Annotated in this window: 16 protein-coding genes, 1 tRNA gene and 1 pseudogene; 9 read left to right on the top strand and 9 right to left on the bottom strand. The window is 40.4% G+C overall.

Annotated features, from left to right (window positions below; genetic code table 11):
* The first annotated feature begins 415 nt into the window (after positions 1-415).
* Both L1D55_RS25230 and L1D55_RS25225 read left to right on the top strand, forming a co-directional pair.
* A complete protein-coding gene (locus L1D55_RS25230; RefSeq protein ID WP_239919292.1) occupies positions 416-1,429 on the top strand; it encodes a hypothetical protein in 1,014 nt (337 codons plus the stop codon).
* Positions 1,426-2,010: a hypothetical protein gene (locus tag L1D55_RS25225; protein ID WP_102416781.1), complete on the top strand. Its 585-nt coding sequence runs from the start codon at positions 1,426-1,428 to the stop codon at positions 2,008-2,010. Before L1D55_RS25230 ends, L1D55_RS25225 begins: the two co-directional genes overlap by 4 nt.
* Positions 2,011-2,068: 58 nt before the next feature.
* On the opposite strand, the gene L1D55_RS25220 is transcribed toward L1D55_RS25225, so the two are convergent.
* Both L1D55_RS25220 and L1D55_RS25215 read right to left on the bottom strand, forming a co-directional pair.
* Positions 2,069-2,458, bottom strand: a complete 390-nt coding sequence (locus tag L1D55_RS25220; RefSeq protein WP_102420957.1) for a hypothetical protein — start codon at positions 2,456-2,458, stop codon at positions 2,069-2,071.
* Positions 2,439-2,822: a hypothetical protein gene (locus tag L1D55_RS25215; RefSeq protein ID WP_239919291.1), complete on the bottom strand. Its 384-nt coding sequence runs from the start codon at positions 2,820-2,822 to the stop codon at positions 2,439-2,441. The genes L1D55_RS25220 and L1D55_RS25215 overlap by 20 nt, the downstream gene beginning before the upstream one ends.
* Before the next feature lie 407 nt (positions 2,823-3,229).
* Here L1D55_RS25215 and L1D55_RS25210 point away from each other — a divergent pair, with 407 nt between their 5' ends.
* Both L1D55_RS25210 and L1D55_RS25205 read left to right on the top strand, forming a co-directional pair.
* Positions 3,230-3,571, top strand: a complete 342-nt coding sequence (locus tag L1D55_RS25210; protein WP_239919290.1) for a hypothetical protein — start codon at positions 3,230-3,232, stop codon at positions 3,569-3,571.
* 641 nt (positions 3,572-4,212) lie between these two features.
* A complete protein-coding gene (locus L1D55_RS25205; RefSeq protein ID WP_239919289.1) occupies positions 4,213-4,527 on the top strand; it encodes a hypothetical protein in 315 nt (104 codons plus the stop codon).
* Here the strand turns inward: L1D55_RS25205 and L1D55_RS25200 are convergent.
* Positions 4,474-5,166, bottom strand: a complete 693-nt coding sequence (locus L1D55_RS25200; protein WP_239919288.1) for a hypothetical protein — start codon at positions 5,164-5,166, stop codon at positions 4,474-4,476. The genes L1D55_RS25205 and L1D55_RS25200 overlap by 54 nt on opposite strands.
* A gap of 129 nt (positions 5,167-5,295) precedes the next feature.
* Here L1D55_RS25200 and L1D55_RS25195 point away from each other — a divergent pair, with 129 nt between their 5' ends.
* The 3 genes from L1D55_RS25195 (at position 5,296) to dinB (L1D55_RS25185) (ending at position 8,516) form a co-directional block, all read left to right on the top strand.
* Entirely contained in the window at positions 5,296-5,523 is a 228-nt protein-coding gene (locus tag L1D55_RS25195) for a hypothetical protein (RefSeq protein ID WP_123962201.1), read from the top strand.
* A gap of 753 nt (positions 5,524-6,276) precedes the next feature.
* Positions 6,277-7,329 (top strand): DNA polymerase IV, encoded by a 1,053-nt coding sequence (gene dinB, locus L1D55_RS25190; RefSeq protein ID WP_123962202.1) that lies wholly within the window; start codon positions 6,277-6,279, stop codon positions 7,327-7,329.
* 110 nt (positions 7,330-7,439) lie between these two features.
* On the top strand, positions 7,440-8,516 hold the full coding sequence (gene dinB / locus L1D55_RS25185; protein ID WP_345772797.1) for a DNA polymerase IV: 1,077 nt from the start codon (positions 7,440-7,442) through the stop codon (positions 8,514-8,516).
* A gap of 72 nt (positions 8,517-8,588) precedes the next feature.
* Here dinB (L1D55_RS25185) and L1D55_RS25180 read toward each other — a convergent pair whose 3' ends face one another.
* The gene (locus tag L1D55_RS25180; protein WP_239919286.1) at positions 8,589-10,523 is read right to left on the bottom strand and encodes a RecQ family ATP-dependent DNA helicase; all 1,935 of its coding nucleotides are present in this window, start codon (positions 10,521-10,523) and stop codon (positions 8,589-8,591) included.
* An 896-nt stretch (positions 10,524-11,419) separates the two neighbouring features.
* Between L1D55_RS25180 and L1D55_RS25175 the strand changes: the two genes are divergently transcribed.
* The gene (locus tag L1D55_RS25175; RefSeq protein ID WP_239919285.1) at positions 11,420-13,177 is read left to right on the top strand and encodes a hypothetical protein; all 1,758 of its coding nucleotides are present in this window, start codon (positions 11,420-11,422) and stop codon (positions 13,175-13,177) included.
* Between the two features lie 215 nt (positions 13,178-13,392).
* On the opposite strand, the gene L1D55_RS25170 is transcribed toward L1D55_RS25175, so the two are convergent.
* The 5 genes from L1D55_RS25170 to L1D55_RS25150 form a co-directional block, all read right to left on the bottom strand.
* Positions 13,393-13,467 (bottom strand) — tRNA-Gly (locus L1D55_RS25170).
* A gap of 62 nt (positions 13,468-13,529) precedes the next feature.
* Positions 13,530-13,961, bottom strand: a complete 432-nt coding sequence (locus L1D55_RS25165) for a regulatory protein RecX (RefSeq protein WP_132785133.1) — start codon at positions 13,959-13,961, stop codon at positions 13,530-13,532.
* A gap of 276 nt (positions 13,962-14,237) precedes the next feature.
* Entirely contained in the window at positions 14,238-14,519 is a 282-nt protein-coding gene (locus L1D55_RS25160) for a helix-turn-helix domain-containing protein (RefSeq protein ID WP_233966667.1), read from the bottom strand.
* A gap of 189 nt (positions 14,520-14,708) precedes the next feature.
* Positions 14,709-15,092, bottom strand: coding sequence for a hypothetical protein (locus L1D55_RS25155; protein WP_239919284.1), 384 nt, complete (start codon positions 15,090-15,092; stop codon positions 14,709-14,711).
* Positions 15,093-15,302: 210 nt separating this feature from the next.
* Positions 15,303-16,094 carry a hypothetical protein gene (locus L1D55_RS25150; RefSeq protein ID WP_239919283.1) on the bottom strand — a complete coding sequence of 264 codons (792 nt, stop codon included), beginning with the start codon at positions 16,092-16,094 and terminating at the stop codon, positions 15,303-15,305.
* Between the two features lie 235 nt (positions 16,095-16,329).
* Here L1D55_RS25150 and L1D55_RS25145 point away from each other — a divergent pair.
* A pseudogene (locus L1D55_RS25145) lies at positions 16,330-16,509 on the top strand (transposase); the annotation flags it as partial.
* Positions 16,510-16,517: the final 8 nt, after the last annotated feature.

The following is a 16,517-nucleotide window of genomic DNA, read 5'->3' as shown; positions in this document are numbered from 1 at the left end:
ACGTATAACGCACCTTACATGGATTCACTTTCGTTCATCATACTGATTCCCTAGCACTCACCCAATTCGTGGTTATCAGGAGGAGCATTCCCTCACGGTTCTGCTCCCGTTTGGCACAGTGCCAAACTTCGTTACATTGTCAGGCTCGCTGCTTTATTCAGAGCCTTAGGGTCGTCTGGTGATACAAACGGTTCACTCTTATCGCGGTGAACAGCGCTTCATGCGACTTCACGTCGCACGGACAATTCCGTGCCAGTGATCTTCCTAAATTAGAATCTCACGGATAATTTCAGGTATTGCAAACCTCTAATCAAGTAGCCAAATTCACTCAGCCACTACATTTATTGGATAGAATTTGGAGATCTAACCAGCTCTTTTATAGTATGAAACATTCTTTATGTGCAAGTGATGGGGTATGATGGCAGCAAAATTACATAAAAAAATAGATGTTATGGATGTTAAATATTTAGGCTTCGATATTTCTGTTGAGCATGAGAGTGCAGGTGTCAGTCCAAAAGAGTTTTTCGAGCACCTTGAACAAGAAAATATCTTGATTATGCAAAAAGATGTTGATGGTAATGAATCTGAACATAGACAGATATTTGTTAACACTACACATGATGAAGACTACTACTTAGGGCTGATTGTTACATTTAAGGAGCAACGGAAACTCCCGAGAGCAGAAAAGACTCTTACCGGCCTAACTTTCAAAGTATCATCTCTAGAAGATCCAGCACAAAGGTTCATGGACTTTAACTTTTTTGTTGTTAACAAAGAGAACGGATTGGGCTTATATCAGCACTACCATCAATCATGTTCATTAAATATAGCGGGAATTTTACTAAAAAAATCTTTTAGAGAATTATCAAATAGTAAAATCGAAGCGGCAATTGACCTTGAAAAAATAACGTTAAAAGCTGAGCAAAAAAAGCTTACCAACAGACAGGAAGTTAAGCTACGTAAGTCAATGAAGAGTAGCATTGTTTTTACACCTTTAGTTACTGTTGATGAATTAGAAGATGTATTGAAATCTTATAAAAAACTTAAGTCAATTGAGTTCGAATACTCTTTCTTAGATGCAAGAAACACAAAAGGTCTTGCGTTGTCGAGATATGTATCTAAACGTAAAGAGAAATTGACGTTCAACTCAACATTTTCAATAAACTCTTTAGCAAGAGACATCAAAGCTTTTACAGAAAGGTCTGATGTAAACTCGGGAAGAGTCATAGCTGAAGATTATGATGGTACAAGTGTACCTGTTAAGCTATTTAATGCAGGATCATGCTTTAAGGTAGAAGACTTTGATGATCTAGCTCAAAAGCTTCATGGAGTGGAAGTGTCGAAATTTCATAGCTGTGATGTTATTGCTAGCATGCTGTCAGTCTGTAAAGCAGAGAAAACGATTTTTGATGTGGAAGTAACTGAATGAAAACTAAAGTTGGTAGCTATTTCTTGTTATCGTGCATTTTAATTATTTTGGGTTTTTTATGGTTATTCCTATGGAGTTGCAACTATGATTTTTATACTCAAGAAGATGGCAAGATGACAGCACTAGCTACTGAGCTTAAGACATGTAAAGAAATCATCAATTTTGATGAGTTCTATGCCAAAAATATAAGAGGCCACCTGTTTGCAGGTTTCTTAGCTCTTGGTGGTTTCTTGATGTCGTTAAAAACGTTTATTATCGTAAATATGAAAGAAAATGTTTATGACAATAAAAAATACAAGGAAACGTGGGACAAACAAAAAAACTTAAATAAAAGTATTGGGACTCTGTATCAACCATTACGAGAACTTAGTGATATTCTTTTTTATGCGATCTTAGCAAGTATCATCGCAGCTGTGATGCAAATGACCGTTGGATTCATTAGTTCAATTTTCGCATCTATTCTTTGTATTTTATCTGCAGTATTCGCATCTATTCTATTGCTTCAATCGCTACGTATAATTAAAAGCAACCTAAATAGGTGGTTTGAGTATTTGGATGACAGCACCTCTAAAGAAAAATAATTTTAAGCCCGTGGAATACGGGCTTTTTTATGGATGTCAATCCAACTGAAGTCGTAAGTTATGGTTTGTTTTTGATACGATCTATCAAAATATCCATTGTAACGTTGTAATTCTTTGATTTTAATTTGTTTTTTCCAGTTAAGTATAATGTTAACAAAGCTCCTACCCAGTATAAAACCTCCCATGTTGCTTTATCTAACAAAAGAAACGTTTTGAAATCAGTAGTCAAAATCGCAGTAATCAAAGTCAAAAAAATACCAAAAGGAGCTCCCCAAGAGAACTTGTACCTTACGGACTTTTCATACTCTATAAGTTGGAGTCTTAGTTTTTCTTCAGATATTGAAATTTTAGTATGTGAAAGGTTTTCATACTCTTCTTCAAATAATACACGAGACTTAGAAAACTGTCCTTGTGGCTGAGTCTTATCTCTAGAGGTTTTCAAAGTCATCTTCGCCACCCTCCATGAATTGTAATTCTATGCTATGAGTGGGGAATGGTTCTTCATCGATAAATTCATGGACGATGAAAACCGAGATTTTACTTCCAGAGGGAGATTCACCGAGTTCGTATGGTCCAAGAAGAGATTTTTTATTGTATGAATGCCAATTTGTAAACTTAAGTACAGCTGTATCGTGATGATTAAAAAACTCAAGAAGCCTACCTTTCTCATTTTTTCTATCACGGCTAAACATGATTTGGATGTTGGGATTCCACCCTTCAAGACTCGGAGTTATAAACAAAGGCTCGCTCTCGAATGCAATAACCTTAACATGTTCAAGAACTACGAAATCACCACACTGACAATATGCCAAGCTAAATTCCTCAATAAAGTGAAACTATTGATATATACATGAGCAAACAAAACTAACCGTAAGTTCTGACTTTTAACTTAAGTTATGGATTTAAATGCAAGAAGTTTCATTATAAGTATTTATAGCTGTGAAAGACAATGGCTTAACACGCTGATAGTTAGGTCGAATTGACACCCGTGATACTACATGGGGATTCACGACGAACAGCATTAGAAGAATGGATAACTTTTAATAAGGTAAAAGCCCATGAACAGGATATGAAAGAGTAAAAGGTCTATCCAATAATGGGGCAAAGATGAGTCAGCCTGTGTTTGCTGACTCAAAAATGGACGAGAGTGATTTTGTAGTGATTGATAGTTCGTTGGTAAACTATACCGAATGTTCCTGTAACCGAGTTAGATCAAGCTATGCGATATTTTAGTAAGCGATACAAAAAGAAGATCACCGCGCTGCTCCATTTAGCAAAGATTAATGACCTGTCCCTTGCTGTTGTTCTCGAGGCTCTAAAAGGCCGCTCTGATACTAAGCAAGATCAGCGTCACAAAAGACGCTTTGGCGAGCGTATTGTTTGGGATGAAGCAAGCATAAGTAGCTCTGGCGTGGCTTTTCCTTTGGAAGCCTTAAGAGGAAAACGCTTAAGCTCTCTCAGTGCGTGCTTTACAGTAGAACACTTCCACGCTTTAGAAGATTACTATGGTCGATGTCCAAAGCATATCGCAAGCAAAGTGATTGCTGCACTTTCTGGATGACGGTGTATTGGGTAGCTTAATTTATTAACCAGATTTGAGACTGAAATACGTTGGGCTGATTTGTGCAGCAGCCTGTTGCACAATTAGAAGGTGGGTGTTGCCATAAATTACGAAACAACTGCCGAGGATTCCTCGGTAGTTGTTAGAAAAGAAAGTGACAATGTGAACTACTGAAGCATAGTTAATAGTTATCGGTGTTTTTCAAGGTGATTGTCGCAGAAAAACATATTGGAACAAGGGGGGAAATATCACGGTTTTTAACTGTAGTCCCCTCGGAGTCCCTTGCTGTTTAATATTACCCCAAACTGTTTTACTTCATGAGACAGCATAGACATAACACTCACAGAACAGATACCAAACGACTCTATTAGCCATATGACAATAGACATAGAATCGACATTTTGCTGATTCTATGTCGCTCCATTAACCTTGATTTGATAGACATAAGATCGACAATTTGTCGATTCTACGTTGTAGTTCCGTTGAAAGTGAAACCATATATTGGATATATACCCTCTCAAATATTAAACCAAAACATAATACCACCAATGCTTTGCACATTAAGGCTTGGTTAGGTCTAGGCAACTGTCGTAGATACGTTAAGATTTAATATAACGATAATGAATTAAGGAGAAGTATTGATGAGTCAGAGGCTATCCACTGGGCTGAAATCCGCCGAAACACTGTTGTTAAAATGGGGAGCAACCCATGAACAGATACCAGTTATTCTGCCAACTGAAGAGGATAATCTTGAAGTTAGAATCAGCCACATTTTAAATATCCATGCCACTTTAAGGACAATATTTAGCAATGAAGCCAATGTATATGGCTTTATGTGTCATGCAAACAACAACACCTTCTTCAATGGGCGAAGCCCAATTCGTATCATCGCTTCAGGACGCTTATCTGATTTGCAAGAAGTCAGAGAAAAGATTGAGAGCTTTGTATTGAGCTGACAAAGGGTGTTCGACACTTACATTCGACAGGTTCATAAGCTCATGGTTTGGCTCATCCCATCGATTTCCCTTCCATAATACAGAGGAGACACATTCCACATTTAGCATCGAGTTTTTCAGCTCTTCGACTATGTTTGTATGAGATTCTACAGACGAATCACAGTCAATATTGACGGTTAGATATGTGTGGCGAGCCAATTCTGCGGCATTCATGACATCTTTATAGTCTACTCCAGAGCTCCCCCCTTGAGTTAAAATTACGCTCGTAAATGATGATTTGAATAGAGCCTGTGCCAGCTGATGGTTACAGTGACACTCGCTCCAATCCCACATGAACGAACCCGTCAGTTCCTCAGAATTTTCTAGTTCAGCCAATGAATCAAAATCAGTACCATATTCGTTATCACGAACTCTAAAAACTCTAACAATGAGAGGTCGTTCTCCACGCTGTATTAGTTGTTGCTGTAGAACTCGTACAGTATGACGCTCACCACTCCCACCTTTCGTTCGTAAAACGGCATAAATTTTTAATTCAGCACAGCACTCTTGCCAAAAACCAACATCAATGTCTTGCCGCGAACAATCGGAAATAATGTTGAGCCCACCGCCTAAATTGCGCAGTCGAGTTTTCTGATTCATAACAAACTCCTAAGATTGCGTTGAGTCCCGTCTATCATTTAGAACAACAAATAGTCACCTAAATGTTGATGCATGACTTTGATTCGTGCTACGTAACATAATAGCCTAACGGAAAGAAAGGAGAACTCTATGACAACAAATAATTCAACGTTATACCCAACATTAACTCCTTTTAATTTGCCCAATGTTCCATTTAAAGTCATTGACCCAAATGAACTATCTACTACCTATAGATTGGCTTTCGAAGAGTTTTTAGCTGGCTCATCTGCACCACATCCTGTTTATGCCTATCAGCATGATTTTGAACGGTTCATTTTATTGATTGAACAAGGACATATAAAAATAAAGGAATGCTAAGTTGTATGAAATGCAAATAGAGAAAGTGGCTAATGCCCCCTCAAAGGTTTGGAATTGTAAGAGCTTAGCTTTACAGGAGGTTACGGTGCAAAATCGGTCAAACCGTACCAATATGATATGTTGATGGACAGAAATCATTTCTTGAAAATCGAACATTAGCGATCCATGAGTTAAATCTGGTACGGCAAACTTACTTAACACTCTATCCAGTATTTATGGTGCAGATTATATTTCGGGGCTGAAACGTATTAGAGCAACGTGTCTATATCATCTAAAGAAATATCCATAATGAGACGGTATGGGTCGTTGGTCACTTCTTCATCCATGACTATTTTATTCGCAATAGTTTCATCACGAGTATAGTCCATTGTAACACTTGGTTTTTTCTTTAAGTCAATGATTTATAGAATAAAAAAACTTTCCTTGTGGTAAGTGTATTAATTAGCAGCAACGTTCATTATTTCAGAGGTTGAGCTATCGTGATAAAGCTTCTTTTCACAAGACCTGAGAACTAGTATGCTGTATATAAAGACAGTGTTATGAGCGGGTTCGTTGAAATTTTATGGAGAACGGCTGTCAAGTTGATATGTGAATGTCTAGCGAGTAGAGTCAGCGTAACGAGTGGTTGAGCCAAGCAATTTGACTGCTCAAAGAAGACAGCCTTTAAAGAGGTGTTGTCACAGAAAGTCCCAACGCCGTACATAGCTACTTAGCTTCATACTGACAGTGCTCACCAAGCTTCAATTATTTGAAATGATTAATAAAATTATACATATAGATCTTGATTGTTACTATGCGGCTGTGGAGGCGAGAGACAACCCTAGTTTAAGGGGGATTCCTCTGGCTATAGGAGGCTCACAGTTTGGTCGAGGTGTTCTTTCTACTTGTAATTATGAAGCAAGGAAATATGGTGTTCGCTCTGCAATGCCGACAGGTAAAGCCTTAAAGCTTTGCCCCCATTTGACGGTTATTCCTGGCAATATGGAGAAATACAAGTCAGTTTCTAAGCAGATCCATGAAATATTCTCTCGCTACACCTCGATAATTGAGCCACTATCACTTGATGAAGCCTACCTTGATGTTACTGATTCTAAACATTTGAAAGGCTCAGCAACGTTAATTGCAGAAGATATAAGGCGAGCTATTTTTAATGAGTTGAATCTCACCGCCAGTGCAGGTATAGCGCCATTAAAATTCATAGCCAAGGTTGCATCTGACGTAAATAAGCCAAATGGGATCTGTGTTGTCCCTCCTGACAAAATCCCTGAATTTATCGATAACTTAGAGTTAGGAAAAATTTCAGGCGTAGGCAAAGTTACATTGGAAAAGCTGCATAAGCTGGGGTTGTTTTATGGTCGAGATGTCAAAGTATTTGAGCGCCGCGAATTGCTCAAACATTTTGGAAAGTTCGGTCAAACGCTATGGGAACGTTGTAATGGTATCGACAATTGTAAGGTCGAAACAAGCAGAGTTCGAAAGTCAGTTGGTGTTGAAAGAACGTTCCATACCGATATCCATTCGGAGCAGGAATGTATAGATGCAATTGAAATGCTTTATCCCAAGCTTGTTGAGAGGTTGACAAAGTCAGGACGCGGAAATGGCATTATTAAGCAAGGCTTGAAGTTAAAATTCGATGACTTTAAGCAAACTACGGTTGAACATAAGCAAACACAGTTAGATAAAAACTACTTCTTAGAATTACTGCAAGAGGGTTTGCAGCGACAGAAAAATCGAGGTATCAGGTTGATTGGGATTTCTGTTGCTCTGAACATTGAAGAAGAAAGTGATCAAATTAGTCTGTTTTAGCATCAGAAAAATGTAAGTGAAACTCTCCTTTTTTGCCTTGTTTTGAGGTTTTTTGTGAGAAAAAAATGTATGCGGAATTTGTAAGTGGTTTTCTTCCTTAATATATTGTCATAAATGGTTTTTCATTCACCCACTCACTCTCACTTACATTTTTCACCCCATGGTTCCTATACGCGGCTGTAGAAATGCGGGATAACCCGGCCTACCGTAACCGACCGTTAGCCGTAGGCGGGCATGAAAAGCAACGTGGTGTGCTCAGCACATGCAATTATGAAGCGCGTAAGTTTGGTGTTCGCTCGGCCATGCCGACAGCTAAAGCACTACAACTCTGCCCTAACTTGTTAGTGGTACCGGGAAGAATGTCGGTTTATGTCGAGATATCTAAAAAGATCCGTGAGATTTTCTCTCGGTATACTTCGGTGATCGAGCCGTTGTCGTTGGATGAAGCATTTCTTGATGTGACCGACTCAAAGCAGTGTCATGGCTCGGCAACGTTAATAGCAGAGTCGATTCGTCGTGATATTTGGAATGAACTCAATCTAACAGCGTCTGCCGGTATTGCTCCTATAAAGTTTTTGGCGAAAGTGGCTTCGGATATGAATAAGCCTAACGGGCAATTCGTTATCCCTCCACAAGATGTGCAAGCGGTAATCGATGAGCTACCACTTGAAAAGATCCCCGGCGTCGGCAAGGTGAGCATTGAAAAGCTTCACCAAGCGGGCCTTTTTACCTGCAAGGATATAAAAGAGTCAGACTATCGCGATTTACTACTTAAATTTGGTCGTCAGGGTGCCTCACTGTGGAAGCGCAGCCATGGTATCGATGAGCGAGAAGTCATTGTCGAGCGTGAGCGAAAGTCTGTCGGGGTTGAGCGAACCTTTACTCAAAACATTTCGACTTACGCCGAGTGCTGGAAGGTGATAGAAGACAAGCTGTTTCCTGAACTTGAAACTCGATTGGAAAAAGCGAGCCCAAGCAAAGCGATCATCAAGCAGGGTATTAAGCTCAAATTCGCTGATTTCCAACAAACCACTATTGAGCATATCCATGCTTCTCTAGACCGTGAGCACTTCAAAGAGCTGTTAAGTGAGATACTTAAAAGGCAGCAAGGGCGAGAGATACGCTTACTGGGTTTGAGTGTGATGTTGCAACCCAAGGATCAAATGCGTCAGCTGAGCTTTTTCTAAAGACAGCGTGGCGAGTGCTTTTCATAAAAACCGACTCAGCTTTGCGGCCTAGTCGGTTTTTATCGTTTAGCGTTATCTAGGAAGTTGCTTTACGCGCGCTAAGGTGTCGGCGAAAGGTTGTTGCTCTAACTTTCCATAGCCCGCCATTTTGCTGGCTTTAAGCTTGGTTGAAAGTGGGGTGGCGATTCCACAGAGAAAACGGGTAATCGCTTCATCGGTAATCAGTTGTTGGCTTGCAGAAATAAACTCATGAATCCAGGTCATTACTGTCTCATCATCAACTGATTCAACATCAACGCTTGGCAAGGTTGCCACTTGGCCACGACATACTGAGCAGTGACCGCAGGCTTTTGGCGCTTCGTTATCTGCAAAGTAGCTTGCTAGGCGCGAGCTTAGACAGGAGTCAGCCTCAAAGAAGTTCAGCATTTGATTGAGACGATTTATCTCGCTGTTCTCTTTTGCTTTAAACAACTCAGTGAGTCGCTTGGATAACTGCATCATCTCTTCAGAAGTATCGTGGATCGCGTAAACGTCGGTGATCTGTTTACTTTCCAATTCAATCCAGCCCTGTTCATTAAAGTAATCGATAGCGGCAATCACGCGTTGACGGTCAGCTTGGAAGTGAGTCCAAAGTGCTTCGAAGTCGACCTGGCACCAAACTCTCGCTTGCGGAGAACACTGGAAGATCGCTTCAACAAAGTGACGACGTTCGCCTTGGAATTGCTCGCAGATCTGCTGTTTAGGGCGAATGAACTTAAATTTGTAGTCCGCAAAGTAGCTGTATTTAGGCTCAATCACTCCTTCAATTTCGAGGTAAACCAACAGTGTTTTAAGCGGCAGCTGGCGAATGTTAGATTCACGCGAAAGTTGGTTAAGCATGATTTCCCATTGATTGGCGCCAGACGGCCCAATGTTTTGGTTTTCGTAGATCTCTTTCAATACTGCTTGGATGGATATGTTGTCCGGTGTATCGCCAAACACGAAGTTCTCAAGTGTGCTCAAGCCATGTTTGTTAGCCAGTAAAATACACTCAGAAGCTTGTCCATCACGGCCAGCTCTTCCTATCTCTTGTGAGTAGTTCTCTATCGATTTTGGTAAGTCAAAATGAATCACTCGGCGGATATTTGATTTGTCCACACCCATACCAAATGCAATCGTCGCCACAATACAGTGCACGTCATCATTCATGAATTGTTGTTGAATGGCATCTCTATTTTCTGGTTTAAGACCGGCGTGATAAGCCACAGCGTTAACCCCGGCATTGCGGAGCTGTTGAGCAACCATCTCTGCCGTTTGTTGCAGAGTGACATAGACAATTGTGGGTGCTTGTGCCGCTTGGTTGACCACACTACACAAGCTTTCTAACTTGTTAGCTTGTTCGCATGGCTGAATAGATAGGTCTAGGTTTTGACGATAGAAGCCAGTGACCGCAACACGATCTTCATCGATATTGAACTTCGACTTCATATCTTGAATAACAGATGTTGTGGCGGTCGCTGTGAGCAACAGCACCTGTGGAATATTAAGCTGCTTTTGATATTGAGGCAGCTTTAGGTAGTCTGGTCTGAAGTTGTGGCCCCATTCCGAGATACAGTGCGCTTCATCGACCACAAGCAACGAGATAGGCACTTGGGAAATAAACTGGCGAAAGCGTTCGTTCTTTAATCGTTCTACTGAGATCATCAGTATCTTTGTGTCACCATTGCGTACGGATTGCATCACTTGCTGGGTGGTTTGCCTGTCTTGGCTTGATTCGATTGCAGCCGCGCTGATGCCTTTGCTGTGTAGGAAAGCGAGTTGGTCTTTCATCAAGGCGAGCAGTGGCGATATCACCAAGGTAAGGTGGGGCAACTCTAAAGCGGGTAGCTGATAACAGAGTGATTTCCCCGAACCTGTCGGGAATATCGCTGCCGTTGAGTGACCAGATAGAACATTATCAATGACTTGCTTCTGTCCGTTTCTCAGTGAATCGAATCCGAATACTTGTTTTAGCTTCTGCTCAATCATTTGTGTTCTACCTGAATTAATAAGTGTTGTCTTGATGCTAAAGCGAGCACTGATTGATGATAGCGTCACTTGAGGTATCAAATCTCTTGCACCTGATTGTACGAGATTACCTACACAGGTGGTCTCAGCAATAAATCTGGAAAGGTTTGTGTGGTAAGGCTTACTAGCTTTTTCCTGAAAAACAGTAATTCTTAGCTATTTTTCTTAAAACTTGAGCTTTGAGGTTATCAGTTTCCAGAAAATTAGTCACTTCTTTACGGTGTGTGGTCAATTGGTTGAAGGGGGGATGCCTTTTAGTCTCAAACTCATTTCTGCCCCATTGCTTGTTACGAACTGTAGATGGACGTGGCAAATTTGAGCGTAAGAATCTCTGCTTTTCTAATACCTAGATACGACAAGAGCCACTAAAAGTGGCTCTATTACGCGCTATCTGCGGTCAATACTCTATGAGCGGAAGAGAACAGGGCTATTGAAATTGCGGAGGTCTTTGGTTATCGCGGCGCGGCCTGCGACTCTTCGGAGTAGACATCAATGTACTAAAAAGTCCCGCTATCATTGATAACACCTAGTCTATCCCTAAATGAAACCACAAAGCAACCTGAGCTTGAACTCGTTTATGCCCCATTATTAGCTTTCTCGTACAAATCTGCGCATTAAATCGTTCGAAATTTGCCCAAATAAAACTAATGTGGTGATATTGGTGGTTATGCGATAGAGATGAATTTATATGGCGGAGAGGTAAGCCGCTTTGGGACAAAAGCGAGTTGGCAAGTCGCATCTTCCATTGAATTTGCATTCACTCAAAGTATGCTAAGTGCGCCTTTCAAAAATAAGGAGAAAGATCTAAGAGGGGTAGGATAAAATTCCCTGTAGATATAAAGAAAGCTAGGAACAACATGGATAATTTTCAAAACCTTATAGAGCACTGCACCGTCGATGACCTGAAATTTCGTATCAAGTCATTACCCTTTTCTTGTGCTATCCCCAGTCGTAAAGCAGAAGTTGCAAGTACACTCTTTAGTGCATTGATGAACCCAGACAATCTACAGTCAATTTGGAACCACCTCTCAGATATTCAGAAGCTGGCTTTGCAAGAGGCAGTTCACAATCAAGCTGGTTATATGGACGGTTTCGTATTCTGGTCAAAATATCAAAAAGAGCCACCAAGCACAGAAGACTGGTCTTTGTATCGAAGTCGAGATAAAGATAAGAGTGACAAAGCTTTATCTCCATTCTTTTATCCGGATCGCCGTTACGGATCTTCGGTTAGAATACCTAATGACCTATTAGCTTTTTTGAAACCTCATGTTCCATTGCCGCCACATTTTTCTGTACCAACGACAATTATCGATGGTGAAGAGGTTGAAACGTCAGAGACATCACAATACACAGAAGCCGAGCTTAATATTTTTCTTAACACTATTAAGGATAAGAAGTTAAAAGTCAGCCCGAAAACTGGGCAGCCTTCTAAAGCCTTACTTCATCAGTTATGCAACAAACTCAATGAGCCGTACCAAAGGGCAACATCACTGGATGACGAATCAGCGAAAAGTATAAAGGCTTTTGGTTGGATTCAAATCCTAAGAGCCTCTTTATGGTTCAAAGAGACAAATGGCGAATTGCAAATCAACCTGAAAAAATCCGCTCTTCAACAACGACATTGTGACATCATTAGACAGCTTTTCTTGGACTGGAAAGATCGAAGCAAATTTGACGAGTTTTCGCGTATCAACCAGATTAAAGGGCAAAAAGGCAAAGGTCAGAAATATTTTACCAATGTTCTGAGCCGCAGGGACGCTTGTATAGAAGTATTGCGGGCTTGTCCACTTGAAGAATGGGTCTCTTTTGATGACTATCTGAGATTAATGGCGGTTGAAGGTCAATTCTTTAATGTTACGTTTGAACCCTATAGTTTGTATATCGGTGATTCCACGTATGGTCGATTTCATGACGACACCTTCCTTACTAATGTTTACTCTCGCTGCCTAATGATGGAGTATTTCGCAACCCTAGGGATCGTAGATATTGCTTACGTAACGCCCGAGAATGCTCAAGACAATTACTATGACCGTTGGGGGCAATATGATCTAGATTATTTGTCTATTTATGATGGTTTAAAATATATCAGGCTTACAACGCTAGGAGCCTATGTGCTTGGAGTGGTTGATTCCTATATCGATGTATCCGAATCAACGAAAACATCGCTCGCATTGTTGCCAAAGAATCGTGTGCAGTTTATACAGCCTCCCACTACAAGTGAGCGAGTATTCCTTACTAATTATGCGGATGAAGTTACCGACCAAGTCTGGCAACTATGCACAAGCAAGCTACTCTCACATCTCGAAAATGGTGGTGACTTAGACGAAATACAATCTTTTCTATCTGAAAGAGATGAACAGCCTTATTTCCCTACTCAAATTGAGCACCTCTTCAAAATGTTGGAGAACAATAAGAATGCTGTACGATTAGAGGGGCGCTTTTTACTTTTAAAATGTGATACCGAGTCGATCGCAAAGAACATAGCGTCAGCGCCGAAATTACAGAAGTGGTGCCAGCGTGTAGGCAAAGATCAGTTAATAATCCCAGAGGGTAAAGAGTCGATGTTTAGACAATTAGTACATGAACTCTCCTATGCAATGCCCATACAGTCATAACCTTCCACGTTAAGGGCAATGGCATTTTGCTCTTAACATCTTACAACTCTCTAAAATTCTGAGGGAAACGAGCGATCGTAATCACGAAATACGCAGGCAGTGAATGTGCACCATATTGCGTTTTATATGCTCCGATGTGATAACGTTTGTTGTGTTTTTGGTGTGACTTCAATTAGAAATCCACGGGAGACTTTAGACAAAATAGCCTATTAGAATGGAGCGTACAGCGGGAATCGAACCCGCATCATCAGCTTGGAAGGCTGAGGTAATAGCCATTATACGATGTACGCTTGATGTCGATATTATCATTCAAAATCATAGACATGTCTATAGACAGTATTGAGTCAATCCGTTAGGAAATACATTCTAATATCGCTGATATTGAATGGCCTCGGTATTGTAAATAACGAACCATTTTCGCTTTTTCTGCATGATCACTAGCTACGTTGTCGCCAAACTTTTTCTCTTTTGCTTTCAAGCAAAGCTCAAACCAGTCAACATCTGTATCTTCAAGTGCTTGGTCAATAACGAGTGAGTCTAACCCTTTCTGTCTTAGTTCTTGTTTGATGCGTGACATCCCATGCAATTTGAGCAACTGTTTTGATATTTCTCTCTCAGCAAGCCGAGCATCATCAAGGTAGTGATGAGATAGTAAGCGTTCCATCACCATCTCTACCAACTCACTATCAGCTTGCTTTGAAAGATGACGACGCATTTCACCAGAAGCGTAATCACGCTTGGCAAGCAAGCCGACAGCGATATCGTATAATTGCTCTTGAGACACGTTCTTTCCTGCCCTTACATAGATAAACAATGTAATAATCTTATGTAATCAATGAGATGACAATACTGATTATTTATACAGATTTAACTTTCGTCAATAACGAGTAGACGCCTTTCCTCATTAACGTCGAGTAACGCCCAGCGATGATGGTTGTGTAAAAGAATTACATTTGCTCCAACACTTCGAGCCGCAACGACTAATGATGCAGGCATCGATTTTTTTAGATATAGAGGTTCTAAGTTAAGCTCAGCCCCAGAAAGTGAGTACCAATGACCTTTAAACACGATCATTTACCGTATCTAATGTAAACGATTGACGTGATTGCTGCTTTAATTTGGCGCTGAAGTTTCCTCTGTTGATCCCCAAAATCTTGGCTGCTTTGGTTTGATTGCCTCGCGTATGGATCATCAGTTCTGAGTACAATACATCTAATACAACAGGCGTGATCCAAGACATGTCCGGCGTTGATGATTTACTATCAGACCATGTAGGCTCAAGCTTTGAGCGAACTAGTTGTTTCAAGAAATTCTTGTCGATTGGCGATGGATGATTGTTCATTGGCATATTCGAGAAATGTTGACAATTTACTGCTGAAGTTTTGGATCGTTAAAGGTTATCACACATAAGTGAAATAATCAGGGAGGTAGTTGTTCGACTTGTGTGTTTCTTCGCTTCGGGACAAAAGCGATTTAGTGAGGTAGCTCAAAGTAGAGAGCCTTTAACTCTGATTGGTAAAGTCAAAGGCACCTACCAACACATTTTCGAATGTTGAATACTCACAGAACCAGTATACGCCACGTCAATGCCCACACCTGAAACGTTTGAGTATGTATCCACAATATCCATTGCTTTTTCGCATTCTAAATCAACTTGCGCTTTTACATGTTCGAATTGAAGCGGTGTATCACCAGTCATAACGATAAAGCTAGATATTCTTACTATTGATGCTCTGAAGGAAACGTCTGTTTTTGTGAAAATAATTCCGGCTTCTCTGAGAGTTTCTTTTGCGGCGGCACTTTTTGCTTCTAATGATTTGTTAATTAAGTGTGTAGTTTCATCCGTCCACAGCTCTGCTGTAGCTGATGTACTTGCAGCCAATAACAATCCTGCAATGCTCAATTTGCGTATCATTTTTATCTCTATTAGTTATTTATGTTTATATGAATAGTTAACGACTTGATAGATTCTACTATTGTGTATTTCTTGTTTTTCTAAAACCTAAATGGGACAAAAGCGCCTTAGAACTACTAACTTAGAATGTGAAACATCTTAGACGATATAGCAGCACTTGAACCAGTGCCGCTAACAAAACAAGCGTAAGCTGAGACTACGCCAGAAACGTTATCCCCATCTACGCTCTGCAACAGTGGCTAAATCATATTCTGATTCATTATCTAAAAACCTCAATCTGCCAAAGTCTTTGCACAATGTATCTATAAAAACACCACTTTCTAACACAGTCTCTAGAGGCACAGGAACTATTTTATCGTTGGGAATATTACCTAGGGCCAACTTATAACGTTCATAAGAATGACGTTCCTCGTCGCTCAAAGATGACTTCGATTTATGCTCAAAAACTCGGCCATACAGCCAGAATTTGATATTGCCGAGAGAAAACTCGATAAGTGGTTCTCCGAAGCTTGTTCCATCTTTTCTATCATCAGCCTTAAGCATCGAATGAACCGTTAGTACCAAAGCTACACTGTACGATTTACCAGTCACCTCAATTTCGGGATATCCAATCTCACATTTATGATCAGCATCAGATAATCCATACAACTTGTCTTTTCTGATTCTTGCGGCATCGATGTTTTCTTCCCGCAAATAAGGGTGAGAATGAGCGGTTCCTATATATTGATACTGGTCTCCGAACACTTTCGCGATGTCTTTTTTAATCAAAAGAGATTCAGAGCTAAATTCAACTGAAGAGCGCTTTCGCTTTGCAGACGTCTCTACAGAGACATGATTTATCGTACATTTAAATGGATGTGTTTTGTTCACGTACCCCCAAAGGTGAGCGGCGGTTTCTACAGAAATACTCTTGCTGCCCTGATGTTTTACAGCATAAGCTTCTAAACCAGCCATGATTAGCTCAAATATCGCACTTTTGCTGACTGAAATTGTCGCGGTCATTTTTTCTTTGTTCCTTTTATTGACAATTATTTGCTTAATTTTGATTAGAGGTAAGACACACAAGAGTTATTGGGCGAACTCGACATGTTCTTTCAGTTTGTTTTTATAGCGCTCATAAAGCGAATCCCATACATCTTCACTTACCATGTCTAGTGGTACGTATTCTTCAAAAATGATCCGCCCCAGCAGTTTTGGACACTGAGTTAAGTGAGTACAATCACTAACGAGGTGAACAATGACAACTAAGAAAACTAGAATTAAACATTCCCCTGAATTTAAAGCAGAAGCCCTGAAGTTAGCAGATAAAGTGGGAGTAGCTGCGACAGCAAGACAGCTTTCTTTACATGAATCTCAAATCTACGGGTGGCGAAAGAACTCGAAGAAAGACACCAGTACTAGTCAGCGAGAGCAAGAACACTAGCC

The organism is Vibrio sp. Isolate22 (assembly GCF_022398115.1).
Taxonomy (GTDB): domain Bacteria; phylum Pseudomonadota; class Gammaproteobacteria; order Enterobacterales; family Vibrionaceae; genus Vibrio.
The sequence above is the reverse complement of the archived record's forward strand: the minus strand, read 5'-3'. Positions and strand labels throughout refer to the sequence as shown.

What these genes read in the sequence shown, in the direction of transcription:
- L1D55_RS25230 (WP_239919292.1), top strand. Translation starts at nt 416, where the DNA reads ATGATGGCAGCAAAATTACATAAAAAAATAGATGTTATGGATGTTAAA.
- L1D55_RS25225 (WP_102416781.1), top strand. Translation starts at nt 1,426, where the DNA reads ATGAAAACTAAAGTTGGTAGCTATTTCTTGTTATCGTGCATTTTAATT.
- L1D55_RS25220 (WP_102420957.1), bottom strand. Translation starts at nt 2,458, where the DNA reads ATGACTTTGAAAACCTCTAGAGATAAGACTCAGCCACAAGGACAGTTT.
- L1D55_RS25210 (WP_239919290.1), top strand. Translation starts at nt 3,230, where the DNA reads ATGCGATATTTTAGTAAGCGATACAAAAAGAAGATCACCGCGCTGCTC.
- L1D55_RS25205 (WP_239919289.1), top strand. Translation starts at nt 4,213, where the DNA reads ATGAGTCAGAGGCTATCCACTGGGCTGAAATCCGCCGAAACACTGTTG.
- L1D55_RS25200 (WP_239919288.1), bottom strand. Translation starts at nt 5,166, where the DNA reads ATGAATCAGAAAACTCGACTGCGCAATTTAGGCGGTGGGCTCAACATT.
- L1D55_RS25195 (WP_123962201.1), top strand. Translation starts at nt 5,296, where the DNA reads ATGACAACAAATAATTCAACGTTATACCCAACATTAACTCCTTTTAAT.
- dinB (WP_123962202.1), top strand. Translation starts at nt 6,277, where the DNA reads ATGATTAATAAAATTATACATATAGATCTTGATTGTTACTATGCGGCT.
- L1D55_RS25180 (WP_239919286.1), bottom strand. Translation starts at nt 10,523, where the DNA reads ATGATTGAGCAGAAGCTAAAACAAGTATTCGGATTCGATTCACTGAGA.
- L1D55_RS25175 (WP_239919285.1), top strand. Translation starts at nt 11,420, where the DNA reads ATGGATAATTTTCAAAACCTTATAGAGCACTGCACCGTCGATGACCTG.
- L1D55_RS25160 (WP_233966667.1), bottom strand. Translation starts at nt 14,519, where the DNA reads ATGAACAATCATCCATCGCCAATCGACAAGAATTTCTTGAAACAACTA.
- L1D55_RS25155 (WP_239919284.1), bottom strand. Translation starts at nt 15,092, where the DNA reads ATGATACGCAAATTGAGCATTGCAGGATTGTTATTGGCTGCAAGTACA.
- L1D55_RS25150 (WP_239919283.1), bottom strand. Translation starts at nt 16,094, where the DNA reads ATGACCGCGACAATTTCAGTCAGCAAAAGTGCGATATTTGAGCTAATC.